Below are 25044 nucleotides of genomic sequence, written 5' to 3'. Positions count from 1 at the left end.
CGCCTCCCGCTCGGGACGTGTCAGCGGGTGGCGTGCGTGAGCCCCGCCTCGCCCGCCTTGCGCGACAGCACGGCCTCCGTCACCTGCTTGTCCACGGCGGCGTACTCGGTCCGCTTCGCGGCGCTCAGGCCGGCGTCCGAAGCGGCGCAGGCCGCGCAGACGACCCGGAACGGCGGGTCCATGTCCGAGTACTGGGTGAGGAATTCGGCCTTGGTCACGTCCCAGTGCCCGGGCCGGTCGGCCGACGGACTGAAGGTGAAGCGCGGGATCGAGCCCATGTTGCCGCGCTTCATCTCGGGCGGCACGAAGCTGGCGACCTGGTCGCCCATCCCGTAGACCACCCAGGTGCCGTTGATCTTCTCGTACGGCTGCGGAACGTGGTTGTGGGTGCCCAGGATCAGATCGATGTCCGGCTGGCCGTCCGTCTTCGACGCGGTCAGCTCCCGCGCCAGCTCCCCCTGCTGCTGGTCCGGGGCGGTCTGCCATTCGGTGCCCCAGTGGACGCTGAGCACCACCACGTTCGCGCCCGCCGCCCGGGCGGCGCGGGCGTCGGCGATGATCCGCCGCTGGTCGATGAGGTTGACCGACCAGGGCTTGTCCTCGGGTACCGGGATGCCGTTCGTGCCGTACGTGTACGACAGCTGGGCGATCTTCGCGCCGCCCGCGCCCAACAGGGCCGGGGCCTTCGCCTCCTCGGGACTGCGGGCCGAGCCGGTGTGCTTGACGCCGACCCGGTCGAGGTGGTCGAGCGTCCGGGCGAGGCCGGGGTACCCGGCGTCCAGCGTGTGGTTCGACGCCGTCGAGCAGCTGTCGTAACCGGTGTCCTTGAGTGCGTCGGCCAGCTCGTGCGGCGCCTTGAAGGTGGGGTAGCCCGTGAAGGGGCCGCCGGGCTCGCCGTACGGTATCTCGTGGTGGCAGATCGCCACGTCGGCAGCGCTCACGACGGGTTTGACGCCCGCGAGTATCTTGCGGAAGTCGTGCCCGTCGCCGCCCGCGTCGAGGGCCGAGCGCTCGATGATCGAGGGGTACGGGATGATGTCGCCCGTACCGACGAGCGTGAAGGGCCGGGCGCCGGGCGGCGTGCTCGCGCCGGACTCGACGGGCTCGACGGTGTCGCCGCCGAGCCTCTGCCCGGCCGCCGAACTCCCCTTGTCGATCAGGTCGGGCACGACGTAGAGGCCACCGGCGACCACCGCCAGCGCCGCCACGCCCACCGCTGCCCTGGTGGATGCTCTCATCCTGGTGTTCCCCCCCGGAACCTATGATTTCGGCCCATTGCGGCCCCTGCGCCTGTCGGGCAACTCTCGCACGGCCGTTCGCTTCGGGCGAGCGGAACGGGGCGAGCCGCACAGGACGCGGACACGCCCGAGTCCGGCCCGTGACCTGCGGCGTTGCCGTGGGCGTCCGCAGGCAGGCAGGCAGGCAGGCAAGCGGGCAGGCAAGCGGGCAAGCGGGCAGGCAAGCGGGCAGGCAAGCGGGCAAGCGGGCAGGCGGCCGCGCGCCGCGGCCCGGTCGCCCGGCGGGCTCAGGAAGAGGTCAGCGTCAGCGCGTGGTCCAGCGCCTGGAGCAGCCGTCCCGTCGTCGCCCGGTCGCGCACCGCCAGCCGCAGCCAGGACCGGTCCAGCCCCGGGAAGGTGTCCCCGCGCCGCACCGCGAACCCGAGGGCCCGCAGCCGTGCCCGCACCTCCGGGGCCCGGTCCACCCGGATCAGGACGAACGGCCCCGCGGCCACCCCCGCCACCGCGACCTCGTCGAACTCGGCCAGCCCGGCCAGCAGGTGGTCGCGGTCCACCTCGATCTGCCGGGCCGCGGCCTCCGCCTCGGCCAGCGCCGCGGGCTCCACGCAGGCCTCGGCCGCCGCCAGCGCCGGGCTCGACACCGGCCACAACGGCTGCGCGGCCGCCAGCGCCGCGATCACCCCGGGCTCGGCGAGTACGTAACCGATCCGCAGCCCCGCCAGCCCCCAGGTCTTGGTCAGGCTCCGCAGCACCACCAGTCCGGGTACGTCCGTGCGCCCGGCCAACGCCTCGCGTTCGCCCGGCACCGCGTCCATGAAGGCCTCGTCCACCACCAGCGTCCGCCCCGGCCGGGCCAGCGCGGCCAGCGCCGCCGCCGGGTGCAGGACCGAGGTCGGGTTGGTCGGATTGCCGACGACCACGAGGTCCGCGTCCTCGGGTATCGCCGACGGGTCCAGGCGGAACCCGTCCTCCGGGCGCAGCAGCACCCGCTCCACCCGGTGCCCGGCGTCCCGCAGGGCCGCCTCCGGCTCGGTGAACTGCGGGTGCACCACCACCGGCCGTACGGCGCCCACGGCCCGCGCGATCAGCACGAACGCCTCGGCCGCCCCGGCCGTCAGCAGCACCCGCTCCACCGGCAGCCCGTGCCGCGCGGCCACCGCGGCCCGCGCCGCCCGCCCGTCCGGATACGCCGAAAGGGTGTCCAGCGAGGCGGCGATCCGCTCCTTGAGCCAGGCCGGGGGAGTGTCCGACCGTACGTTGACGGCCAGGTCCACCAGCGACCCGCCCGCGTCCACCAGCTCCGCGTCCCCGTGGTGGCGCAGGTCGTGCGCCTCGGCCCGGGCCACCGCGCAGGTCGCCGCCGCCGACTTCCGCTTGGGCACGAGCAGCTCGCCGCCCCCCGCCAGCGCCGCCGCCTCGGCCACCGAGGGGGTCCCGGCGGCGTTCCGCGCGGCCTCGCTCGGATGCGGTACGGCGATCCGGGCCAGCTGCTGGGCCCCGTACGTGAGCAGCGGTACGCCGAAACCCTCCGCGGCGCCCGAGATCCCGGCCTCGGCCGCCTTCGACTCCACCGTCGCCAGTGCGGCGACCGAGGCCAGGGGCAGCCCGGCGTCCCGGAGCGTCTCCTCGACCAGGGCGCGGACCTCCGCCGCCGAGACCCCCGCACGGCCGCCGATCCCGACCACGACCCGCTCGTACCCGTTGTTACCGCCCTGCTCGCCCACCCGGGGTCCTCGCTCCCTCGACATCGTCAGCCGTCAACATCTCATCGCGCGCCACCCGGACGCGAAGTCGCGCCCGGGCCCGGCAGTCGGTATTCAGGGGCCTATGGCGGTGATCGTGGCGTTGGGCGCGTTCCTGATGACGCTGGCGGGCGGGTGGACGGCGCAACGCGTCACCGACCGCCGCCACCTCGTGCTGGGCCTGGCCGGCGGACTGATGCTCGGGGTGGTGGGCCTGGACCTGCTGCCGGAGGCGATGCGGGCGGCCGGGCACGAGGTGTTCGGCGTACCGCTGGCCCTGCTGCTCTTCGTGTCCGGGTTCCTCGTCGCGCACGTCGTGGAACGGGTGCTGGCCGTGCGCCAGGCCTCCCACGGCGGCGAGAACGGCACCGGGGAAGGGGAACACGGCGGCCGGGTCCCCGAGGTCGGCCTCACCGCGGCGGGCGCGATGGTCGGCCACAGCCTCGCCGACGGGGTGGCGCTCGGCGCCGCGTTCCAGGTCGGCGGCGGGATGGGGGTGGCCGTCGCCCTGGCCGTGATCACCCACGACTTCGCCGACGGGTTCAACACCTACACCCTGACCAGCCTCTACGGGAACGCCCGCCGCAAGGCCCTGATGATGCTCTTCGCGGATGCCGTGGCCCCCGTCGTCGGCGCGCTGTCCACTCTGCTGTTCACCCTTCCGGAGGAACCGCTGGGGGGATACCTCGGCTTCTTCGCCGGAGTGCTGCTCTACCTCGCGTCGGCCGAGATCCTGCCCGAGGCGCACCACCGGCACCCCGCCCTGTCCACGCTGATGTGCACGGTGGGCGGGGTCGCCGGGATCTGGCTGGTCGTCGGACTCGCGGACTGAGGTCACCGGGCTTCCGCCGGTCCTTCCACCGGTCCTTCCACCGCCGACGGGCCCTCGGCGCGCCCGCCCCGCGCGGCGCGCGCCGAGTCCACGAAGCGCCGTGCCACCGAAGGCTCCGCCGCCCAGTGCGTGTGCAGGTAGCTGGCGTGCACACCGCCCCGGACGAAGCCCTCCACCCGGCGCTCGGGGTGGGTGAACCCCCACGCGGGCGCGCGCCCGGCGCCCGGCTCGATCACGGTGCGGTGGAACTCGTGCCCGCGCAGCCGGGTCCCGGTCAGCGCCAGCGGGCTGTCCGAGAGGGCCACCGCCTCGCGGTAGCCGAGGGTGAGCCGGTCCGACATCCGCGCGTCGGCGTCCAGCACCCCGCACATCGGCTTCCCGTCCAGGGAACCCCCCAGGTAGAGCAGCCCGGCGCACTCGGCGGCGACCGGCGCCCCCGACGCGGCGAAGGCGGCCACCGCGACGCGCAGCGGCTCGTTGGCGGACAGCTCGGGCGCGTACACCTCGGGGAAGCCGCCGCCGATGACCAGCCCCGCCGTGCCCTCGGGCAGGGCCTCGTCGTGCAGCGGGTCGAAGGTGACGACCTCCGCCCCGGCCGCGGTCAGCAGCTCGGCGTGTTCGGCGTAGGAGAAGGTGAAGGCGGGCCCGCCCGCGACGGCGACCACCGGCCGCCGCCCGGACGCCGGGGCGGCGGGCAGTTCCCGCTCCGGGCTCCACGCCTCGTCCGTCAGCGCCGGCGCGGTACGGGCCAGCGCCATCAGGGCCTCCAGATCGCACCCCGCCCGCACCTGCTCGGCCAGCGCGGCCACCGACGCCAGCGCGTCGGCGCGGCGCTCGGCGACCGGGACCAGCCCCAGGTGCCGCGAGGGCGCCGCGACCTGCGGGGCCCGGCGCAGTACGCCGAGCACCGGCATCCCGGCCTCCTCCAGCGCCTCCCGCAGCATCACCTCGTGCCGGTCGGAGCCCACCTTGTTCAGGATCACGCCCCCGAGCCGCACCCGCGGGTCGAAGGACGCGAAGCCGTGGGCCAGCGCCGCCACCGACCGGGACTGCGAGGACGCGTCCACGACCAGCACCACCGGGGCCCGCAGCAGCTTCGCCACGTGCGCGGTCGAGGCGAGTTCGCCCCGCCCGGCGGCCCCGTCGTAGAGGCCCATCACGCCCTCGATCACGGCGAGGTCGCACCCGGCCGACCCGTGCGCGAACAGCGGGCCGATCAGCTCCGGCCCGCACATGAAGGCGTCCAGGTTGCGCCCGGGCCGCCCGGTGGCCAGCGCGTGGTAGCCGGGGTCTATGTAGTCCGGACCGGCCTTGTGCGGGGACACGGCGAGACCGCGCTCCGTGAAGGCCGCCATCAGGCCCGTCGCGACCGTGGTCTTTCCGCTGCCGGAGGACGGCGCGGCGATCACCAGGCGCGGGACGTTCACGGACATCACCACTCGATGCCTCTCTGGCCTTTCTGGCCGGTGTCCATGGGGTGCTTGACCTTGGTCATCTCGGTGACCAGGTCCGCGAACTCCACGAGCTTCTCGGGGGCGTTGCGGCCCGTGATGACCACGTGCTGGGTCCCGGGGCGGTTCCGCAGCACCTCGATCACCTCGTCCACGTCGATCCATCCCCAGTGCAGTGCGTAGGTGAACTCGTCCAGGACGTACAGGGTGTGCGTCCCGGCGGCCAGGTCGCGCTTGACCTGCTCCCAACCCTCCTTCGCCGCCTGCTCGTTGTCGAGCTGCGCGTCACGCTGGACCCAGGACCAGCCCTCGCCCATCTTGTGCCAGACGACCGGGCCGCCCTTGCCCGTCTCGCCGAGGGCCTTGAGCGCGTTCTCCTCGCCGACCTTCCACTTCGCCGATTTGACGAACTGGAACACCCCGACCGGCCAGCCCTGGTTCCAGGCGCGCAGCGCCAGCCCGAAGGCGGCCGTCGACTTGCCCTTGCCGGGTCCGGTGTGGACGAAGACCAGCGGGCGGTTGCGGCGCTGGCGTGTCGTGAGACCGTCGTCGGGAACGACGGTCGGCTGTCCCTGGGGCATTACGCGGCCTTCCTGTGGCTGGAGTTGTCGCTCTGGCGGCCGGTCCGGGGCTGGGCCGACACCGCTGTACGCACGTTCTTGACGAGCCCGGCCAACGAGTCGGCCCGCAGTCCGTCGAGGGTCACCGCGGGCCCGCCCAGATCGGCGGCCAGCACCCCGGCCAGCCCGAGCCGCACCGGCCCCGCCTCGCAGTCCACGACCACCGAGGCGGTGTCCTGGCCGCGGAGCAGCAGCGCGGCCCGGCGCGCGAGCGCCCGGGCGTCACCGCCCGCCGGACCCGCCGAGGTGGCCCGCCCGTCGGTGACGACCACCAGCAGCGGACGGCGCGAGGGATCGCGCAGCCGCTCGATCCGCAGGACGTCGTGGGCCTTGAGCAGCCCGGCCGCCAGCGGGGTGCGCCCGCCGGTCGGCAACTGCTCCAGCCGGGCCGCCGCCGCGTCCACCGAGGAGGTGGGCGGCAGCGTCAGCTCGGCGCCGGACCCGCGGAAGGTGATCAGACCGACCTTGTCCCGCCGCTGGTAGGCGTCCAGCAGCAGCGAGAGGACCGCGCCCTTGACCGCGCCCATGCGCTTGCGGGCCGCCATCGAGCCCGAGGCGTCGACGACGAAGAGCACGAGGTTCCCCTCGCGCCCCTCCCGGGTGGCCTGGCGCAGATCGTCCTTGCGCACGACCAGCCCGCGCCCGGTGCGCCCGCGCGCCAGCTGGTGCGGGGCGGCCGCCTGGATGGTCGCGGCGAGGTGCAGCGTGGTCAGGTGCCCCCGGGGGCGCTGCGCGCCGGTGGTGCGCCCGTGCGCGGTACGGGCCCGCGAGCGCCGTCCGGACGCGCCCTCACCGAGCCCCGGGACGCTGAGCATCCGGGTCCGGAAGGGGTCGGCGGCCGCAACGGCCGCCTGGGTCGGCGCCTCGGCCGCGTCGGCGCGGGCCGGCGCGGGTTCGGGGTCCCGCTGGGGGTCCGCCGGGTCGGCCGGGTCCGTGGCGCCGCCGTCCGGTTCCTGGGCGGGGCGGGACGCGGGGTCCTGCCCGTGGCCCTGTGGCGGCACCCCGCCGTCTCCGTCGGGACCGCCCTCGGGTCCGCCGTCCGGTCCGCCCTCGGGTCCGCCGTCGTCCGGGCCGTCGGGCTCCGGCTCCGGCTCCGGGTCGGGGTCCGGCTCGGGCTCCTCGTCGGGGAAGGAGTCGAGGATCTCGTCCAGTTTGTCCTCGTCCAGCCCCGGCGCGTCGAAGGGGTTGCGCCGCCGCCGGTGCGGCAGCGCCAGCAGCGCGGCCTGCCGGACGTCCTCCTTGCGTACGTCCGTCCGCCCGGCCCAGGCCGCCAGCGCGGTGGCGGTGCGCGCCATCACGATGTCGGCCCGCATCCCGTCCACCTCGAACGCGGCGCAGGTCGCGGCGATCCGCATCAGCGCGCCGTCCCCGAGGACCACCTGCGGCAGCAGCGCCCGCGCCGCCACCACCCGGGTCCGTACGTCCGCCTCGTCCCCGGCGAAGCGCGCGGCGAAGGCGGCGGAGTCGTCCTCGTACGCGAGCCTGCGCCGCACCACCTCCACCCGCTGGGCGGGTTCGCGGGAGGCGGCGACCTCGACGGTCAGCCCGAACCGGTCCAGCAGCTGCGGACGCAGCTCGCCCTCCTCCGGGTTCATCGTGCCGACGAGCAGGAAGCGGGCGGCGTGCCGCACGGAGACGCCCTCGCGCTCGACGTAGGAGGCGCCCATCGCGGCGGCGTCGAGGAGCAGGTCGATGAGGTGGTCGTGCAGCAGGTTGACCTCGTCGACGTACAGGATCCCGCGGTGCGCGTCGGCGAGCAGACCCGGTTCGAAGGACTTCACGCCCTCGGCCAGGGCCCGTTCGATGTCGAGCGCCCCCACGAGCCGGTCCTCGGAGGCGCCCACCGGCAGCTCCACCATCCGCGCGGGCCGGGCGGTCCCGGAGCCCGCCTCGTGCGGACCGTCGGGGCAGGCCGGGTCCGGCGCCGTCGGCGCGCAGGAGAAGCGGCACCCGGGCACGACCTCGACCTGCGGCAGCAGCGCGGACAGGGCCCGCACGGCGGTGGACTTGGCGGTCCCCTTCTCCCCGCGCACGAGCACACCGCCGACGGCGGGGCTCACGGCGTTGAGCAGTAGTGCCAGCCGCAGATCGGCCTGGCCGACCACCGCGGTGAACGGATAGGGCTGACTCATCGAGTGCTCACTCCTCTGGGCGGGACGTGTGGTGCGTACGAATGCCGGGTCTTCCGGCCTGTCCGGTGCTCGAGGACCGGGTCCGGGCAGGGCCCGGTGCCGGGAAGGAGCGGGGAGGGGACGGCCGCCCGCGGGGCCCGGCGGGCCGTCACGGCGCGCCCGGCGGCAGGAACGGCAGGCCCACCGGGGCCCCGCCCTCGATCAGCCGCCACAGCGCCCCGGTGTCGGCGTGCTCCTCGATCAGATCGCCCAGCAGGTCCAGCTGCTCCTCCCGCAGCGCCCCGAAGGAGGTGTCCGGCGCGGGCACGAACCGCCGTCCGGCCGCGCGCGCGACCTCCCGCAGGAAGGCCCGCCGGAAGCCGTCGCTCTCCAGCGACCCGTGCCAGTGCGTGCCCCAGACCTCCCCGACCCGGCACCCGTCCAGGAACGGAACCCCGCCCCGCACATCGGCCACGCCGTGGTGGATCTCGTACCCCTCGACGCTCTCGCCCAGCGCGCGCCCGCTCGGCCGCGACAGGGTCTTCTCCCGCTCGAAACGGACGCGTACGGGCAGCAGCCCGAGCCCGTCCACGGTCCCGGCCCGCGATTCGACCTCGTCCTCGATCGACTCGCCCAGCACCTGGAAGCCACCGCAGATGCCCAGCACCGGGCGCCCCTCGGCGGCCCGCCGGGCCAGCGCGTCGGCGAGCCCGCGCTCGCGCAGCCAGGCCAGCGCCTTCACGGTGCCGCGCGTCCCCGGTACGACGACCAGGTCGGCGTCGGCCAGTTCCTCGGCGCGGTCCACGAACCGCACCACGACCCCGGGTTCGGCGGCCAGCGCGTCCACGTCCGTGAAGTTCGACATCAGCGGCACCGCGCAGACCGCGACCCGCAGCACGTCCTCGCCGACCGGAGGCGCCGTCACCGACTCGCGCACCGCGCCGCGCAGCGAGACCCGCAGCCCGTCCTCCTCGTCGATGCCGAGGCCGTGCTGGAAGGGCAGGACGCCGTAGGTGGCCCGGCCGGTCAGCCCGCGCAGCATCTCCATGCCGGGCTCCAGCAGGGACACGTCACCGCGGAACTTGTTCACGAGGTAGCCCGCGATCAGCGACTGGTCCTCGGGGGACAGCAGGGCCGTCGTACCGAAGAAGGAGGCGAAGACCCCGCCCCGGTCGATGTCCCCGACCACGACCACGGGGAAGCGCGCGGCCCGCGCGATGCCCATGTTCACGATGTCCGTGCGCCGCAGATTGATCTCGGCCGGACTGCCCGCCCCCTCGCAGATCACGGCGTCATACGTGCCCCGCAGCTGCTCCAGGCAGTCCGTGACGACGCCGAGCAACTGCTCCTGCCTGCCGCCGTGCAGAGCCTTGCCGGAGGAGGCAGCCCCGGACTCCCCGAAGAACCCGCGCGCGCTCATCTCACCCACCGGCTTGCCCAGCAGCACCACCTGGCTGCTGCGGTCGCTCCCGGGCTTGAGCAGCACCGGGTTCATCAGCGCGGTCGGCTCGACCCCCGCCGCCTGGGCCTGCATCGCCTGGGCGCGGCCGATCTCGGCGCCCTCCAGGGTGACGAAGGAGTTCAGCGACATGTTCTGCGCCTTGAAGGGCGCCACCTTCACGCCCTGGCGGGCGAGCCAGCGGCAGATGCCCGCGGTGACCACGCTCTTGCCCGCGTCGGATGTGGTGCCGGCGACCAGGAGTCCGCCGCCGCGCCGCGCGCCGCTCATGCGCGTCCCTTCGTAGTACGGCCCGACGGGCCGGGTGACAGCCGGGAGACCAGGAGCCGCAGGGCCACGCAGGCTCCCAGGGAGATCCAGGTGACCTGCCGGGAGAGCCGTACGGCCCGTTCGATGTCGGCGACTTCGACGGGCCGCCCCCCGTCCCCGTTCAGCACCGCCCGGTGCTCCACGCGCCCGGCGTACGCCAGGGTTCCGCCGAGCCGGACCCCGAGCGCCCCCGCGAAGGAGGCTTCCACCGGGCCCGCGTTGGGGCTGGGGTGGGCGGCCGCGTCCGCGCGCCAGGCCCGTACGGCGCCGCGCCGGTCGGGGCCGGCCAGTACGGCGGCCAGCGCCGTCAGCCGCGCCCCCGGCCAGCCCGCGACGTCGTCGAGCCGGGCCGAGGCCCAGCCGTAGCGCAGGTAGCGGGGGGACTTGTGGCCGACCATCGCGTCCAGGGTGTTCACCGCGCGGAAGCCCAGCAGCCCGGGCACCCCCGCCAGCGCGCCCCACACCAGGGCGCCGACGACGGCGTCGGAGGTGTTCTCGGCGACCGACTCCACGACGGCGCGGGCGATCTGCTGCTCGTCCAGGGCCTGCGGGTCGCGCCCGCACAGGTGCGGCAGCCGCTCGCGGGCCACCTCGGTGTCCCCGGCGGCGAGCGCGCCGCCGATGGCGCGAGCCTCGCGGCCCAGCGAGGTACCGCCGACGACCGCCCAGGTCGCGGCGGCGGTCAGGGCGATACGGGCGGCGGCGGGCCCGGAGCGCACGGCGCGGGCGCCGAGCGCGCCGATGGCGGCCGCGCCCCCGGCGCACACCAGGGCGTGCACCACGCCCCGGGCCCGGCTCGTACCCCACAGGGCTCGTTCAACGGTGGCGGCGGTCCGCCCGAAAGCAGCGACGGGATGCCCGCGGCGCGGATCACCGAGGATCCGGTCGCCGATCAGGCCGGCCGTCGCGCCGTACGCGAAAACGCGATCGGCACGCATGTGGCAGGTAGGTCCTCACTCAGGGTCCGCGCCCTGGTTCGACGTGTCCGGTGGCGAGAGTTCCTGGCTTCCGGGGGGCGTTGGCTCCCCGGTGACAGTGGCGGGACCGCGCCGGATTCGCACCGGACTTCCTCTTCATGCCGCCGTATTGGCTCCGGCAGTCCACCACGCACCGCGAACGCCCGTCAACTTGCCGTTGACCTGCCCGTCCCCTGTCGCCGGACCTGCGAAAGCTCCCCCCGGCGGTGGGCCGGAGGGAGCTTTCGTGCGCGGTGGTGCCGGTGGTGCGCGGGTGGGTCAGTTGACGATCAGGAAGATCGCGTAGCCGACGGCCACCGCGCACAGCGCGAAGCAGGCGTAGGCGCCGGTGCGCGCCAGGTGGGCGGTGCCCCCCTGGCCGGTCGCGGCCTCGTGCTTCGACAGACCCACGATGCCCAGGGTGAACAGGGTCACGAGGGCGACGGTCGCGGAGAGGCTGACGCCGAACACGGAGCCGAGTGCTGCCCAGTCGATCTTCATACTGCCGATTCCTCTGTGGTCAGACCGCGGCGGCGGGAGCCGCCGGTGCCGGGGGAGCGGCCGGGGTGGGGATGGTCGCCTTGAAGCTCTCGTCCGTGACCGCGGCGGTGGTGCCCGCGGCCGGGGGGACGGCGACGGCGGCGATCGCGGTGGTGACCACGCCGGGCGCCTCGCCCGGGCCGGCCTCGGCCTCGTTGACGTTGTGGTGGTCGACGACCTGGCGGCGCGAGATCAGCCAGATGGCGACGCAGGAGCCGATGAGGAAGACCGCGACGGCCGCGACCCCGATGTCACCGGTCCGCATGACCAGCTCGGCGCCCGCGGCGACCAGTGCGGCGGCGGGCAGGGTCAGGCCCCAGGCGATGAACATCCGGGAGGCGGTGGACCAGCGGACCACGCCGCCCTTGCGGCCCAGACCGGCGCCCATCACCGCGCCGGAGCACGAGTGGGTGGTGGAGAGGGAGAAGCCCAGGTGCGAGGAGGCCAGGATGACGCTCGCGGCCGCGGTCTGGGCGGCGAAGCCCTGCTGCGGCTGGAGGTCGGTCAGGCCGCTGCCCATGGTGCGGATGATGCGCCAGCCGCCGAGGTAGGTGCCCATCGCGATGGCCATGCCGGCCGAGACGATGACCCACACGGGCGGGTTGGAGCCGGGGACGAGGACGCCGCCGCTGACCAGGGCCAGGGTGATGATGCCCATCGTCTTCTGCGCGTCGTTGGTGCCGTGCGCGAGGGAGACCAGACCCGCCGAGGCGATCTGTCCGGCCCGGTAGCCCTTGGTGCCGGTCTTCTCGCCGACCTGCTTGCCGAGCTTGTACGTCAGCTTCGTGGCGAGCAGGGCGGCGACGCCGGCGACCAGGGGTGCGGCGAGCGCGGGCAGCAGCACCTTGGTGACGACGACGCCGCCGTTGACCGCGCCGAGGCCGGCCGAGGCGACCGCGGCGCCGATCAGGCCGCCCATCAGGGCGTGGGAGGAACTGGAGGGCAGTCCGATCAGCCAGGTCACCAGGTTCCAGAGGATCGCGCCGACCAGGGCGGCGAAGATCACTTCGGGTTGGATGCCGCTCTCGTTGATCAGGCCGCTGGAGATCGTCTTGGCGACCTCCACGGACAGGAAGGCGCCAACGAGGTTCAGCGCGGCGGACATGGCCACCGCCGCCTTGGGCTTGAGCGCGCCGGTCGAGATGGTGGTCGCCATCGCGTTGGCCGTGTCGTGAAAACCGTTCGTGAAGTCGAACACGAGAGCGGTGATGATCACGATCCCGAGGAGAAGCGTTATGTGCTCCATTTACCCAGGCTTCTGTTTGACGTCAGTGGCTCGCCGACCGTAGGCAACCTGAGTGAACGGAAGGTGAACTGAAACGGGCGGAGTGGTGTATCAGGGCCGGGCGGGTTTGGGCACCTGGTCCCGGTTGGTGAGTGGATATATCGATTTATGCACGTCAGAGGCGGGTGAACCGTCGGCCACCCGGGGGACTTCCGGCCCCGCGGGCCCCCGTCGCGCACCCCGGAGGAGACCCAGATCACTCCGTCCGGGCGTCCGGCGGGGCGATCCGTTCCGTGGCCGGGACCGGTACCTTTCGCGGCGCTCCACTGGCCGGGGCGGCGCCGCTCCCCGACACTGGACCCGTGCGCTCCGCTACAGCGACGGCAGCGGCCGTCACCACCTCTCTCACCGTCGCCGCAGGCGTGGCCGCGGTCGTGGCGGGCCGGTACGCCGCCGACGCCGCCCTGCGCACCGAGCCCGGCCGCCCGCTCCCCGGCGGCCCCCGGCTCAGCGTCCACTCCGTCACCGGGGACCGGGTGGTCCTGACCCGCCCCCGTCCTTCGGCCGGGAACGCCCCCGACCCGGCCTCGCGGTGGCCCGGTACCTACGCGCTGGCCGGGCCCGGGGTGCACGCGGTCGTCGGCGCGGTCCTCCCCGACGTCCCGCACGATCCGGACACCGTCGTGCGCCGCCTGACCGGGGTCACCCACGGCGTCCTGGCCCCCGGCGCCCAGGTCCGCCTCACGCCGCAGATCCACCTGGGCGACCCGCGCTCCGCCCTCGGGCTGGACCACGCCGACGTGGACGTCCCCGGGGAACTGGGCGCCCTGCCCGCCTGGTTCGTGCCCGCCGCCCGGGACACCTGGGTTATCACCGTGCACGGGCTCGGCGGCACCCGTGAACACCCAATGGTGGTCATGCCCTTCCTGAACGGGCAGCGGCTCCCGGTGCTCGACCTCGCCTACCGGGGCGACCTCGGAGCCCCCCGCTCACCCGATGGTCTCGGCCATCTCGGCATCTCCGAATGGCGAGATCTGGACGCCGCGATCCGTTACGCCCTGCGCTACGGCGCCCGCCGGGTCGTCCTGCACGGCTGGTCCACCGGCGCCACCATGGCCCTGTACGCCGCCGAACGCTCCGCCCTCGCCGACCGGATCTCCGGTCTGGTCCTCGACTCCCCGGTCCTGGACTGGCCCACGACCCTGCGCGGGCTCGCCGCCGCCCGGCGGATCCCGGCCGCGCTGCTGCCGCTCGCCGTCCGGGCCGCCGAGGGCCGGTCCGGGCTCCGCGCCGGCCAGCCGCCCCCCGGCGCCGATCCGGGAGCCCTGCGGATGCCCGTACTGATCTTCCACGGGCCGCAGGACACGCTCGCCCCCTGGGAACCCTCCCGGAGGCTCGCCGCGGCCCGGCCCGACCTCGTCACGCTGCGCACCGTCCGCGACGCGCCGCACGGGGCCATGTGGAACGCCGATCCCGCGGGCTACGAGGAAGCCCTGCGCCGATTCCTGACCCCTCTTATGTAGCCACCGTGAACAGAAGGATGGTTTGTCCCGCTCTGTTCTACTGCTCTCCAGCCGTAACGGCTGGTTCCGATTGGGCTTTCGGCCGGTGACGAGCGAGACTGCTTCCGTGACGTCCCGAAAGCCTGATGAGCAGTTGGCTCGCGACTCCAGACTCCGACTCGTCTCTCCGCGCTCCGTCGCCGCGGCCCGCAAGGCGGTGACGGACCGGAGCACCCGGCCCACCCCCCGGCCACCGGCGGGCACCCCCGCCGCGCCCGACCTCGCGAACCGGGCCCGCGCCTCCCTGGTGGACGCCGTGCGCCTGGCCCGCTGGGCCGAGCACCACCTCGGCCCGGCCGACGGTTCCCGGCCCGCCCCGGCGGGCGCGCTGCCCGCCGCCGACGTCGAACGGGCCGCCGGACAGCTGGGCCTGACGCACGGCCAGATCCAGGTGGGCTGGGACCGCGCCCGGCTCGCCGGTCTCGTCGAGGTGCACGGCGGGCACGCCCGCCCCGGCTGGCGGCTGCGCGCCTGGGACCGTGACGACGCGGCCGTGCTGCGCGGCTGGGTCGCCCTCTTCGACGCCTGGTCGCTCGTCCACCCGGCCCCCGCCGACATCGCCCCCGCAGCCGTCGCCGAAGTGGTCGAGGCGATGCCCCAGGTGCTCTCCCTGCTCCAGCTCTCGGCCGGTCCCGTGACCGTCCCCGCGCTCCTGGACCTGCTGGGCCAGCGCGTCACCGAACTGCGCGACGAGCGCTGCGAAGTCCCCTACGACGCCCCGGTGTCCGCCACCCCGGCGCCCGTACCCGGCGCGCCCGTCTGCGTGCCCGTCGCCGCCGGGCCCGCCCCGGACGGCCAGGGCGCCCCCGCGGCGTCCGCCGACCGCCCGGTCCCGCTGGCCCGGCTGCTGCGCTGGGCCCTCGGTGGTCTCGCCGCCGTCGACGCCGTCACCCTGGGCCCCGCGCAGGCCGCGCTGACCCCGCTCGGCAGCTGGGCCGTCTGGGTCAAGCTGGAGCAGATCTGCGTGGCCGCCCAGAGCCCGGCCGGGAACATCGAGCAATCCGCCGCCGCCATGCTGCACGGCTGCGCCCGGCTCACCCCGGGCCCGGCCCGCGCCGAATATCAGGCCTGGCTCGCCGCCCGGCCCGTCGGGCACGCCGTCAGCGAGCTGCTGCACGCCGCCCGCGGCGAGGACGCGCTGCTGCGCGGACTGGCCTTCGAGGCGCTGCGCGTGGTCGGCGCCCCGGCCGAACCCGAGGTGCGCGCCGCGGTCCGCGAGTCCGCGCTGCGCCCCTACGCCCTGCTCTGGCTCGCCGAGCACGACGGGGTGGACCCGGACGAGGCCCAGGACGTGCTCACCCGGGAGGAATCCACCTGGCTGTGGGTGGACACCGCCGCCGCGATCGCCGACCACGGCGAGGCGGAGCTGCTGGCCCGGCACCTGGACTCGGCCGTCCGCACCACCGTCCCCCGGCTCCTCGACGAGGTCCGCGCGGTCGGCCACCCCCGCACCGTGCAAGTACTGGTCGCCCTCGCCGCGGCCCACCCCGACCCGGCGCTCGCCAAGGCCATGCGCCGGGCCGCCTTCCAGGTCCACACCGGCGGGGTCTAAGGGCTGTCCCGCCGTCCGCGGCGGGTCGGCGCGCGCGTCAGACGCGGCCCCCCGCATGGCGGAGGGTCGTCCTCATGCCGGGCGTACGCGGATGATCCGACGCCGCGGAGAGGCGCCCCACCCGGCGTCGCGCACCAGCCGGGGATCACGGGACAGCCCAGCCCTGGGGCCGGGCGGCGATCAGACCTGCGGCGCGTACGTCCCGAAGCTCCAGATGTTGCCCTCGCCGTCCCGGGCCATGTAGTCCCGCGACCCGTAGTCCTGGTCGGTGGGCGGCATCAGGATTTCCACCCCGTGCTCCACGGCCCGGCGGTGGTGGGCGTCCACGTCCTCGACCACGATGTACACCCCGGTCGGACCGCCGTCGGCCATCGCCGCGTCGAAGAGCCCGCCCCGGCCCTTGCTGCCCAGCATCACCATGCCGTTGCCGTAGGCCAGCTCGGCGTGCATGACCGCGCCGCCCTCACCCTCGTACACCGCGGCCTGAGTGAACCCGAAGGCCTCCGTGAGCTGCTTGATGGCCGCTGTGGCATCGCGGTAGAGCAGCGTCGGAAAGATGGTCGGAACGCCCGCCATGACGATCACTCCCTCTCGTGACTCTCGTGAATGTGACCCGCCCCACAGTCTCGCAGGCGGGTCTGACAGTCAGCGGGTCCGACAGTCAGCGGAAGGTGTTGCACTGGGCCATGTCACCGGTCCGGTACCCCTGGTAGAACCACTGCTGGCGCTGCTCGGCGCTGCCGTGCGTCCAGGACTCCGGGGTGACCCGGCCCTGGAACTTCTCCTGGATCCGGTCGTCGCCCACCGCGGCCGCCGCGTCCAGGCCGTCCTTGATGTCCTGCTCGGTCAGGCTGGTGATCAGCGGCCGCCCACTGGTCTTGTCCGGGGTCCTGGTCGCGTTGTTCGCCCATACCCCGGCGTAGCAGTCCGCCTGCAGTTCCACCTTCACCGCGTTGCTGTTCGCGCCCTGCCGGCCGTCCTGGGCCTTCTGCAGGGTGCCGGTCAGGTTCTGGATGTGGTGCCCGTACTCGTGGGCGATCACGTAGGCCTGCGCGAAGGGGCCGCCGCTCGCCCCGAACTTCGTCCGCAGCTCGTTGAAGAACCCCAGGTCCAGATAGACCTGCCGGTCACCGGGGCAGTAGAACGGGCCGACCGCCGAGGTCGCCGTCCCGCATGCGGTGCCCACCCTGCCGGTGAAGAAGACCGTCTGCGCCGGGGTGTACTGCCCGCCGCGCTTGGTGAACTCCCGCTTCCAGAAGTCCTGCGTGCTGTTGACCACAGCGACCAAGCGGCAGTCCTCCCGCGCGTTCGCGTCCTTCCCCGTCTTGCAGGTCTGCTGCACCTGGGCGACCGACGAGGAGGTCGCCGCGGGTTCGGGGCTCCCGTCGGACAGCCCGAGCTGCTCCGGACCCACACCGAAGAGCAGCCCCAGGACCAGCGCGATGAGGCCCACGATGCCGCCGCCGATCGTGGCCTTCCCGCCCGGGACGCGGCTGCCCCGCACGTCCTTGACCTCGGAAGTGTCCAGATCGGCGTTGTCGTCGAACTGCATCCCGCACCGCCCTCTATCCATGAAGCAGGGCGGTTCACCTTCCCGCCCCTGCGGGTATCAACCCCTTCATCCTGGTACGGGCCTGCGCCCGACGGCGCCATCCGAGGGCCGAACGGGGGACCCGGGCCGGCGCCCGCCCGATGGTGGGCGCCCCGCAAAGTAGTTGCGCGCCCCCGGTAGAATGTCTCCTATGGCAAATCTCCTCGCGGATTAGCGGCGTCGAAGCTTCACGCGTCCTGCCCCCCTTCCGCCGTCCCCCCCGCCCTGGAGTATTTCCGTGATCACCGCCACCGGTGTCGAGCTGCGCGCAGGCGCCCGCATCCTCATCGAGTCCGCCTCCTTCCGCGTCGCCAAGGGCGACCGCATCGGCCTCGTCGGCCGCAACGGAGCGGGCAAGACCACCCTCACCAAGTGCCTCGCGGGCGAGGGGCAGCCCGCCTCGGGCTCCATCACCCGCTCCGGCGAGGTCGGCTACCTCCCGCAGGACCCCCGCACCGGCGACCTCGACGTCCTGGCCAGCGACCGGATCCTGTCCGCGCGCGGGCTCGACGTCCTGCTCAAGAAGATGCGCATGAACGAGGAGCGCATCTCCTCCGGCGCGGGCGCCACCCGCGAGAAGGCGATGCGGCAGTACGAGCGCCAGGAGACGGAGTTCCTCACCAAGGGCGGATACGCCGCCGAGTCCGAGGCCGCGACCATCTCCGCCGCCCTCGGCCTGCCCGACCGGGTCCTCGGCCAGCCCCTGCACACCCTCTCCGGTGGTCAGCGCCGCCGCGTCGAGCTGGCCCGGATCCTCTTCTCGGACGCCGACACCCTGCTCCTCGACGAGCCCACCAACCACCTCGACGCCGACTCCATCGTCTGGCTGCGCGACTACCTCAAGAACTACCGCGGCGGCTTCGTGGTGATCTCCCACGACGTCGACCTGGTCGAGACCGTCGTCAACAAGGTCTTCTACCTGGACGCCAACCGCGCCCAGATCGACGTCTACAACATGGGCTGGCGGCTCTACCAGCAGCAGCGCGAGGCCGACGAGAAGCGTCGCAAGCGCGAGCGCCAGAACGCCGAGAAGAAGGCCGCGGCCCTCAACTCCCAGGCCGACAAGATGCGCGCCAAGGCCACCAAGACCGTCGCCGCGCAGAACATGGCCAAGCGTGCCGACCGGCTGCTCGCCGGCCTGGACGCCGTCCGCGTCTCCGACAAGGTCGCCAAGCTGCGCTTCCCGGACCCGGCGCCCTGCGGGAAGACCCCGCTGACCGCCGAGGGGCTGTCCAAGTCCTACGGTTCGCTGGAGATCTTCACCGACGTCGACCTCGCCATCGACAAGGGCTCGCGCGTGGTCATCCTCGGCCTCAACGGCGCGGGCAAGACCACCTTGCTGCGCCTGCTGTCGGGCACCGAGAAGCCGGACACCGGCGAGGTCACCCCGGGCCACGGACTCAAGCTCGGGTACTACGCCCAGGAGCACGAGACCCTGGACCCCGAGCGCACGGTGCTGGAGAACATGCGTTCCTCCGCACCGGACCTGGACCTGGTCGCCGTACGCAAGACCCTCGGCTCCTTCCTGTTCTCCGGCGACGACGTGGACAAGCCCGCGGGCGTGCTCTCCGGCGGCGAGAAGACCCGGCTCGCCCTGGCCACCCTGGTGGTCTCCTCGGCGAACGTGCTGCTCCTCGACGAGCCCACCAACAACCTCGACCCGGCCAGCCGCGAGGAGATCCTCGGCGCGCTGCGCACGTACAAGGGCGCCGTCATCCTCGTCACGCACGACGAGGGCGCGGTGGAGGCGCTGGAGCCGGAGCGGATCATCCTGCTGCCGGACGGCGTCGAGGACCTGTGGGGCCCGGACTACCGGGACCTGGTCTCCCTGGCCTGACCTCCTGCGGGAGCGGTCGGGCGCGGTCCGGCGCGTTGATCCAGTTCCTTATGGATCATTCGGCTCACGAGTGATCCATCATCTGAGTGAGAACGTCTCGTACCCCCGCCCCCTGTACAACGGCCCCGGCCGCGCACTCACCGTAGTGTGCCCGGGGCCGATTGTTGTTCTCGCGGGCCTCCTGACCTGGAGATTCCCGTCAGGGGTCGCGGAGCGTGACGGAACCCCAGGGTCGGAAGGGAAGATTCCGTTCTGCTCGGGAGCGCACTCCCTGAGAAATGCGCTCGCGCCGACCTTGCTGAATGGGTGGCCAGGAAGCCCGGGAGGGGTGATCATGAGAAGTCCAGAGCGCACTTCCCATGAGGAGGCACGGGTGGCCGAGACTCTGAAGAAGGGCAGCCGGGTAACCGGCGCCGCGCGCGACAAGCTCGCGGCAGACCTGAAGAAGAAGTACGACTCCGGGGCGAGCATCCGGGCGCTGGCCGAGGAGACTGGCCGGTCCTACGGGTTCGTTCACCGGATGCTCAGCGAGTCCGGAGTCTCACTCCGTGGTCGCGGTGGCGCGACACGCGGGAAAAAGGTGGCTTCGGCCTGATCCAGGCCATCCGGCCCGGTTCGAATCGCTCCTACGATTCCTTCGGTGACCCCCGGTCGGCCCTGTGGCCGACTGGGTGGTTACTGTGCAGTCACTTAAGGCCGAGTCCACGGCCGACTGCACACCGGAGGCATACAGATGGCTCTGCTCGACAAGGACGGCGTACGGCTCACCGTCGACGACACGGTCGCCTCGGTGACACTGACCAATCCGGCCAAGCGAAACGCTCAGTCCCCCGCGCTCTGGCGGGCGTTGGCAGAGGCCGGCCGGTTGTTGCCGGGCACCGTCCGGGTCGTCGTGCTGCGCGGCGAAGGCACGTCCTTCTCCGCCGGACTCGACCGAAAGGCGTTCACGCCCGAAGGCTTCGAGGGCGAGCCGTCCTTCCTGGACCTGGCGCGTGGCTCCGGCGAACTGTTGGACGCCACCATCGCCGAGTACCAGGAGGCCTTCACCTGGTGGAGGCGCAACGACATCATTTCCGTCGCCGCGGTGCAAGGTCATGCCATCGGCGCCGGCTTCCAGCTCGCGCTCGGTTGTGACCTGCGCGTCGTCGCGGACGACGTGCAGTTCGCCATGCGCGAGACCAGCCTGGGGCTGGTGCCGGACCTGGCGGGTACGCGGCCGCTGACCGACATCGTGGGCTACGCCCGCGCCCTGGAGATCTGCGCCACCGGGCGCTTCGTCCACGCGGAGGAGGCCGAGCGGATCGGCCTGGCCAACCTCGTGGTGCCCGCGTCCGAGCTCGACGCCGCCGTGCAGGACCTGGTGGCGGCGCTGGTGGCGCCGCCGCGGGATGCGGTGATCGAGACTAAGGCGTTGCTGCGGGGTGCGCTCGAGCGCCCGTACGACGACCAGCGCACCGCCGAACGCGCGGCTCAGGCCCGTCGCCTCCGCGACCTGGCCGGCCTGGCCGACTGACCCCTCTCGCCGCGAGCCGCGGGCCGCCGGCACCCTTCGGCCCCCCGCAGGGCTCCGGCTCCGTCGGCAGACTTCAGCCTGCCGCAGGGCTCCGGCCTCCCGTCGGCATGTCAGCCTGCCCGGCGTTTGAGGGCCCGCCGGGGGCGGCGCGGACCGGTAGGGGCCGGATCCCGCGGTGTGCGGGCCCTCCGGGGGCGCCTCAAACGCCGGCGAGGCTGGAGTCGCCCGCCGGGCGGCACCTTCAGCCCGCCCGGCGATTGAGGGCGAATCCCCAGCCCGCCCGGCGATCGAGGGCGACGGGCTACGGGAGGAGGAGGGCCTTGCCCGGGATGCTGCGGGATTCCATGGCGCGGTGGGCGGCTTCGGCTTCGGCGAGGGGGAAGGTCCGGGAGATGACCGGCCGCAACCGCCCGGCGGCGGCCTCCCCCAGCGCGCCCGCGGCCCGCCGTACGAGGTCCGCCACCCCGAACCGCACCTCCGCGATCCCCCGCAGCGCGATCCCCCGCGCCGCCACCTCCACCGGGTCCAGCTCCGCGAAGCCCCCGCTCGGCGCCCCGTGCGCCGAGATCCGGCCCCCGTCCTTGACCAGCGCGAACGCCGCCAGGCCCAGCTCACCGCCGACCCCGTCGAGCAGGACGTCCACCGGGCCCCCGACCCGCGTGGTCCAGCCCGGCTGCGAGTAGTCGACCACCGCGGCCGCGCCCAGTTCCCGTACCAGCGCCAGCTTGCGCTCGCCCCGGGCCGCGCCCACCACGTGCGCCCCGGCGGCCACCGCGAGCTGCACCAGCAGGGTGCCCATCCCGCCCGCCGCGCCGAGGATCAGCACCCGCTCGCCCGGCGTGACGGCGACCCCTTCGGCGATCCCCATCCCCGTCACCGCGTCGTGCGCCAGCGCCGCCGCTTCCCGGGTGCCAAGCCCGTCCGGGACCGGGACGGCCAGGTCCAGCGGGACCCGGATCAGCTCCGCGTACGTCCCCTTCGTGCCGGGGGCGGCGACCACCCGGCGGCCGATCCACGCCGGGTCCACCCCTTCGCCCGCCGCGACGACGGTCCCGGCGGCGGCGCCCCCGGGGACGTAGGGCGGGTGCACCCCGAAGGCCTCGCCCCAGCCGCCCCGGATCTGGGTCTCGACGTAGATCGTGTCGATCGCCTCGGCCCGGACCAGTACCTCGCCCGCTTCCGGAACCGGGTCGGCCAGCTCCACCGGAACCAGCACCTCCGGGCCGCCGTACTCATTCACCTGTATCGCGCGCATGACATCCCCCTGTGACCCCTGTGACCTCTGTGATCCGCTGCGGTGATCTCCTCCGCGTCTCCAGTCTCGAACCTCGACCTCGGTTGAGGTCAAGCAAGATCAACAAATCTCTGTAGGCCGTCCGGCGTAGTCCTCGGCGCTTCGACGGGTATGCGCGCTTACGGTGGTCAGGAGTCCACACGCGTGAAAGGACACCGTGATGAGCGAATCGGCATCCGCATCCGCATCGGGGGGCCTGTCGAAGGACCCGGCCGACCGGGGCCGCACCACCATCGCCGACGGCGTGGTGGAGAAGATCGCGGGCCTGGCCGCCCGGGAGGTGTTCGGCGTCCACGCCATGGGCAACGGCAGCGGTCTCTCCCGTACCTTCGGCGCGGTCCGCGACCGGGTCCCCGGCGGTGCGAAGTCCTCGGTCAGCCGGGGCGTCAAGGCCGAGGTCGGTGAGCTGCAGACCGCACTCGACGTGGAGATCGTCGTGGACTACGGCGTGTCGATCAGGGACGTCGCGCGGGCGGTCCGGGAGAACGTCATCGCCGCCGTGGAGCGGATGACCGGCTTGGAGGTCGTCGAGGTCAACATCGCCGTCGGCGACGTCAAGCTGCCCGACGAAGAGGACGAGGAGCCGGAGCCCCGGCTCCATTAGCCCCCGCACCTCGCACTCCACACTCCACACCACGATCTCGCCGAGAGGATCTCCGTATGAGCATGGCGGTCGTCGGCCTGTTGGCCGGCATGGCATTGGGGTTCGCCGGGTACTTCGGCGGGTTCGGTGCCTTCCTGCTGGTGGCGGCGCTCGGCGCCGTCGGTTTCGTCGTGGGCCGGTTCCTGGACGGGGACCTCGACCCGGGCGACTTCTTCCGCCCCCGCGACCGGGGCTCCCCGCGGGGCGACGGCCGCGGCCGGGACCGCGACGACCGGCGCCGGTGAGGCCCCGGTGAACGCGCCCCGTCCTGCCGGTGCTCCCCGCAGCACCCCGCCCAAGGTGGCTCCCGCCGACCGGGGCGCCACCCAGATCGCCGACCGGGTCGTGGCCAAGATCGCGGCCCAGGCGGCCCGGGAGGCCCTGGCCGGGCTGCCCGCCGCCCCGCCCGCCGAGGCCGCGCCCCCGCACGCCACCGTCACCGTGCACCACGACGTCGCCCGGGTCCGGATCAGCCTCGAACTCGGCTACCCCGCCGACCTCGCCGCCCAGTGCGCCGCCGTGCGCCACCAGGTCGCGCACCGGGTCGAGGACTGCGCCGGGATGGCCGTCCCGGAAGTCGACATCGACGTGGAGCGGCTGCACCCGGTCCGGTCCGGGCCCGCCCGCCGGGAGCGGCTGCGGTGACGGCGGCCCCCGGCCCGGGCGAGGGCCCGGACACCGCCCGGCCGGGCTCCGTGCCCCGGTTCCGCTCGGCCCGCCGCATCCCGGCCGCGCTCACCGCGCTCGTGGTGCTGGGCGCCGCAGGGCTCCTCCTCTACGACCTCGCCGCCGTACGGGCCCACCGGCCCGGGATGCGCTGGCGCCGCGAACTCGCCCGGCTGCTGGAGCGGCACACCCCCGCCGACACCGGTGTGGTGGTCGCGGGCGCGGTGCTGGCCCTGGCCGGGCTGCTCCTGCTGTTCCTCGCGCTGGCCCCCGGGCTGCGTTCGGTGCTGCCGATGCGGTCGCCGGGCGCGGGCGCCGGGATGCGCGCCGGGATCGGCCGCAAGGCCGCCGCCCTGGTGCTGCGCGACCGGGCCATGGAGGTGTCCGGGGTCCAGTCGGCCCGGGTGAAGGTGACCCGGTCCCGGGTGAGCGTGCGCGCGGCGTCGCACTTCCGTGAACTGGACGACGTACGGGCCGACCTGGACGCCGTCCTCGCCGTCGGCCTCACCGAACTGGGCCTGGCGCACGCGCCCGCACCCCGCGTGCGGGTCAGCCCGGCCGGAAAGGGGTGATCCGGATGCTCGGGGTGGTGAACCGGATCCTGCTCGCCCTCGCCGGGCTGGTGCTGCTGGCGGGCGCGGGCGCCGTACTCACCGGCTACCGGCCGCTCGAAGGCCGCCACGCGGCTCTGCTGAGCACCGCCCGCCGACGGCACTGGCACTCCGAGGCCTGGTGGTGGTGGGCGGTCGCCGCCGCCCTGGCCCTGTGCGTACTGCTCGCCCTGTGGTGGCTGCTCGCGCAGCTGCGCCGCTCCCGCCTGGCGGCCGTCGTGGTCGACACCGGGGACGGGGAGTTCGCCCTGCTGCGCGGCCGGGCCCTGGAGAAGGCGGTGGCCGCCGAGGTGGGCGCGCTGGACGGGGTCGCCCACTGCGGGGTCGCCCTGCGCGGACGCCGCGCGGCCCCGGCGCTGCGGCTCGCGGTGCGCTTGGAGCCGCACGCCGTCCCCGCGGACGTCCTCGCCTCCCTGACGGGCCCGGTCCTCGACCACGCCCGCGCCTCGGCGGGCCTCCCCGAACTCCTCGCGGAGGCCCGCTTCCAGGTCGCCGACCACCGTGCCCAGCGGGTCAGCTGACTCCTGCCGCCGGGTTCAGAAGCCGTGCCGGGCGCCGCCGTCGACCGGCAGCATGACGCCCGTCAGGTACGAGGCGGCCGGGGACAGGAGGAAGGCCGCCGCGCGGCCGAACTCCCGGTCGGTGCCGTAACGGCGCAGCGGGATGCGGGACTCGTTGGCCGCGCGGGACGCCGCCGCGTCGCCCGAGAGGGCGTCCAGCTCCCGTACCCGGTCGGTGTCGATGCGCGCGGGCAGCAGGCCGACCACTCGGATCCCGCGCGGGCCGAGGTCGTCGGAGAGGGACTTGGCGAAGCCCGCGAGCCCGGGGCGCAGCCCGTTGGAGATGGTCAGCCCGGGGATGGGCTCGTGCACCGAGCCCGACAGCACGAAGCCGATGACCCCGCCCTCGCCGAGTTCGGCGGCGGCGGTGCGGGCCAGTCGTACCGCGCCCAGGAAGACCGAGTCGAAGGCGCTCTGCCACTGTTCGTCGGTGTTGTCGGCGCCCGCGCCCGGGGCGGGGCCGCCGACGCTGATGAGGATGCCGTCGAAGCGGCCGAAGCGCTCGCGGGCGGTGGCGACCAGGCGCGCGGGGGCGTCCGGGTCGGCGTTGTCGGCGACGGCGCCGACCGCGTCCGGGCCGAGCGCGGCGGCTGCGTCGGCCGCCCGCTTCTCGTCCCGGCCGGTGATGACCACGCGCGCGCCGTCGGCGGTCAGTTCGCGGGCGCTGGCGAAGCCGAGGCCGCGGGTGGCTCCGGTGACGACGTAGACACGGTCCTTCAGTCCAAGATCCAT

23 protein-coding genes, 1 pseudogene and 1 riboswitch are annotated in these 25044 nt (G+C 74.1%); of the genes and pseudogenes, 11 read left to right on the top strand and 13 right to left on the bottom strand.

The features are described 5' to 3' along the window. Positions 1–20 precede the first annotated feature (20 nt). Together QMF80_RS10770 and cobC are read right to left on the bottom strand one after the other, a co-directional pair. Entirely contained in the window at positions 21–1238 is a 1218-nt protein-coding gene (locus QMF80_RS10770; RefSeq protein ID WP_283452016.1) for a CapA family protein, read from the bottom strand. A gap of 287 nt (positions 1239–1525) precedes the next feature. Continuing rightward, complete coding sequence (cobC, locus tag QMF80_RS10765; protein WP_502962820.1) at positions 1526–2986, bottom strand: Rv2231c family histidinol phosphate aminotransferase CobC; 1461 nt, start codon at positions 2984–2986, stop codon at positions 1526–1528. 79 nt (positions 2987–3065) lie between these two features. Between cobC and QMF80_RS10760 the strand changes: the two genes are divergently transcribed. Next, a complete protein-coding gene (locus QMF80_RS10760; RefSeq protein ID WP_283452011.1) occupies positions 3066–3812 on the top strand; it encodes a ZIP family metal transporter in 747 nt (248 codons plus the stop codon). 2 nt (positions 3813–3814) lie between these two features. Here the strand turns inward: QMF80_RS10760 and QMF80_RS10755 are convergent, their stop codons facing one another. The 7 genes and pseudogenes from QMF80_RS10755 to QMF80_RS10725 all read right to left on the bottom strand — a co-directional run bounded on the left by QMF80_RS10755 (position 3815) and on the right by QMF80_RS10725 (position 12504). Then, complete coding sequence (locus tag QMF80_RS10755; protein WP_283452009.1) at positions 3815–5245, bottom strand: cobyrinic acid a,c-diamide synthase CobB; 1431 nt, start codon at positions 5243–5245, stop codon at positions 3815–3817. Continuing rightward, positions 5245–5844: a cob(I)yrinic acid a,c-diamide adenosyltransferase gene (gene cobO / locus QMF80_RS10750; RefSeq protein ID WP_283452006.1), complete on the bottom strand. Its 600-nt coding sequence runs from the start codon at positions 5842–5844 to the stop codon at positions 5245–5247. Before cobO ends, QMF80_RS10755 begins: the two co-directional genes overlap by 1 nt. Next, positions 5844–8015: a putative cobaltochelatase gene (locus QMF80_RS10745; RefSeq protein WP_283452004.1), complete on the bottom strand. Its 2172-nt coding sequence runs from the start codon at positions 8013–8015 to the stop codon at positions 5844–5846. Before QMF80_RS10745 ends, cobO begins: the two co-directional genes overlap by 1 nt. A 60-nt stretch (positions 8016–8075) precedes the next feature. Further along, a pseudogene (locus QMF80_RS10740) lies at positions 8076–9723 on the bottom strand (cobyric acid synthase); the annotation flags it as partial. Then, positions 9720–10700 (bottom strand): cobalamin biosynthesis protein, encoded by a 981-nt coding sequence (locus tag QMF80_RS10735; protein ID WP_283452000.1) that lies wholly within the window; start codon positions 10698–10700, stop codon positions 9720–9722. The pseudogene QMF80_RS10740 and the gene QMF80_RS10735, both read right to left, overlap by 4 nt. 36 nt (positions 10701–10736) lie before the next feature. Beyond that, positions 10737–10881: riboswitch (cobalamin riboswitch) on the bottom strand. A gap of 116 nt (positions 10882–10997) precedes the next feature. Further along, positions 10998–11219, bottom strand: coding sequence for a hypothetical protein (locus QMF80_RS10730; protein WP_283451997.1), 222 nt, complete (start codon positions 11217–11219; stop codon positions 10998–11000). Positions 11220–11238: 19 nt separating this feature from the next. Beyond that, complete coding sequence (locus tag QMF80_RS10725; RefSeq protein ID WP_283451996.1) at positions 11239–12504, bottom strand: inorganic phosphate transporter; 1266 nt, start codon at positions 12502–12504, stop codon at positions 11239–11241. Positions 12505–12845: 341 nt separating this feature from the next. Between QMF80_RS10725 and QMF80_RS10720 the strand changes: the two genes are divergently transcribed. Together QMF80_RS10720 and QMF80_RS10715 are read left to right on the top strand one after the other, a co-directional pair. Beyond that, positions 12846–14006, top strand: coding sequence for an alpha/beta hydrolase family protein (locus QMF80_RS10720; protein WP_283451994.1), 1161 nt, complete (start codon positions 12846–12848; stop codon positions 14004–14006). A gap of 106 nt (positions 14007–14112) precedes the next feature. Further along, positions 14113–15597, top strand: a complete 1485-nt coding sequence (locus QMF80_RS10715; RefSeq protein ID WP_502962819.1) for a hypothetical protein — start codon at positions 14113–14115, stop codon at positions 15595–15597. Positions 15598–15777: 180 nt separating this feature from the next. Here QMF80_RS10715 and QMF80_RS10710 read toward each other — a convergent pair whose 3' ends face one another. Both QMF80_RS10710 and ypfJ read right to left on the bottom strand, forming a co-directional pair. After that, positions 15778–16173, bottom strand: coding sequence for a VOC family protein (locus tag QMF80_RS10710; RefSeq protein ID WP_283451993.1), 396 nt, complete (start codon positions 16171–16173; stop codon positions 15778–15780). Positions 16174–16258: 85 nt separating this feature from the next. Beyond that, positions 16259–17149 carry a KPN_02809 family neutral zinc metallopeptidase gene (gene ypfJ / locus QMF80_RS10705; protein WP_283451992.1) on the bottom strand — a complete coding sequence of 297 codons (891 nt, stop codon included), beginning with the start codon at positions 17147–17149 and terminating at the stop codon, positions 16259–16261. A 277-nt stretch (positions 17150–17426) separates the two neighbouring features. On the opposite strand from ypfJ, the gene QMF80_RS10700 reads away from it, so the two are divergent. From QMF80_RS10700 to QMF80_RS10690, 3 genes are all read left to right on the top strand, one after another. After that, complete coding sequence (locus tag QMF80_RS10700) at positions 17427–19025, top strand: ABC-F family ATP-binding cassette domain-containing protein (RefSeq protein ID WP_283451990.1); 1599 nt, start codon at positions 17427–17429, stop codon at positions 19023–19025. Between the two features lie 373 nt (positions 19026–19398). Further along, positions 19399–19620, top strand: a complete 222-nt coding sequence (locus QMF80_RS10695; RefSeq protein ID WP_283451988.1) for a helix-turn-helix domain-containing protein — start codon at positions 19399–19401, stop codon at positions 19618–19620. Positions 19621–19758: 138 nt separating this feature from the next. Next, positions 19759–20538 (top strand): enoyl-CoA hydratase/isomerase family protein, encoded by a 780-nt coding sequence (locus QMF80_RS10690; protein WP_283451986.1) that lies wholly within the window; start codon positions 19759–19761, stop codon positions 20536–20538. Positions 20539–20839: 301 nt separating this feature from the next. Here the strand turns inward: QMF80_RS10690 and QMF80_RS10685 are convergent, their stop codons facing one another. Further along, entirely contained in the window at positions 20840–21793 is a 954-nt protein-coding gene (locus QMF80_RS10685; RefSeq protein WP_283451984.1) for a zinc-binding dehydrogenase, read from the bottom strand. A gap of 199 nt (positions 21794–21992) precedes the next feature. On the opposite strand from QMF80_RS10685, the gene QMF80_RS10680 reads away from it, so the two are divergent. Genes QMF80_RS10680 through amaP form a run of 5 tightly spaced genes read left to right on the top strand, consistent with a single transcriptional unit; the run spans position 21993 to position 24273 of the window. Beyond that, positions 21993–22436 carry an Asp23/Gls24 family envelope stress response protein gene (locus QMF80_RS10680; protein WP_283451982.1) on the top strand — a complete coding sequence of 148 codons (444 nt, stop codon included), beginning with the start codon at positions 21993–21995 and terminating at the stop codon, positions 22434–22436. Positions 22437–22492: 56 nt separating this feature from the next. Further along, a complete protein-coding gene (locus QMF80_RS10675) occupies positions 22493–22720 on the top strand; it encodes a hypothetical protein (protein ID WP_283451980.1) in 228 nt (75 codons plus the stop codon). A gap of 7 nt (positions 22721–22727) precedes the next feature. Further along, the gene (locus tag QMF80_RS10670) at positions 22728–23120 is read left to right on the top strand and encodes a hypothetical protein (RefSeq protein ID WP_283451978.1); all 393 of its coding nucleotides are present in this window, start codon (positions 22728–22730) and stop codon (positions 23118–23120) included. Further along, on the top strand, positions 23117–23713 hold the full coding sequence (locus QMF80_RS10665; protein WP_283451976.1) for a DUF6286 domain-containing protein: 597 nt from the start codon (positions 23117–23119) through the stop codon (positions 23711–23713). The genes QMF80_RS10670 and QMF80_RS10665 overlap by 4 nt, the downstream gene beginning before the upstream one ends. Positions 23714–23718: 5 nt before the next feature. Further along, positions 23719–24273: an alkaline shock response membrane anchor protein AmaP gene (gene amaP, locus QMF80_RS10660; protein ID WP_283451974.1), complete on the top strand. Its 555-nt coding sequence runs from the start codon at positions 23719–23721 to the stop codon at positions 24271–24273. Positions 24274–24288: 15 nt separating this feature from the next. Here amaP and QMF80_RS10655 read toward each other — a convergent pair whose 3' ends face one another. Further along, complete coding sequence (locus QMF80_RS10655; RefSeq protein ID WP_283451973.1) at positions 24289–25044, bottom strand: SDR family oxidoreductase; 756 nt, start codon at positions 25042–25044, stop codon at positions 24289–24291.

It is taken from the genome of Streptomyces sp. G-G2 (assembly GCF_030063135.1).
Lineage (GTDB): Bacteria > Actinomycetota > Actinomycetes > Streptomycetales > Streptomycetaceae > Streptomyces.
Note: the sequence above shows the minus strand (reverse complement) of the source record. Positions and strands in the feature narration are given on the sequence as shown.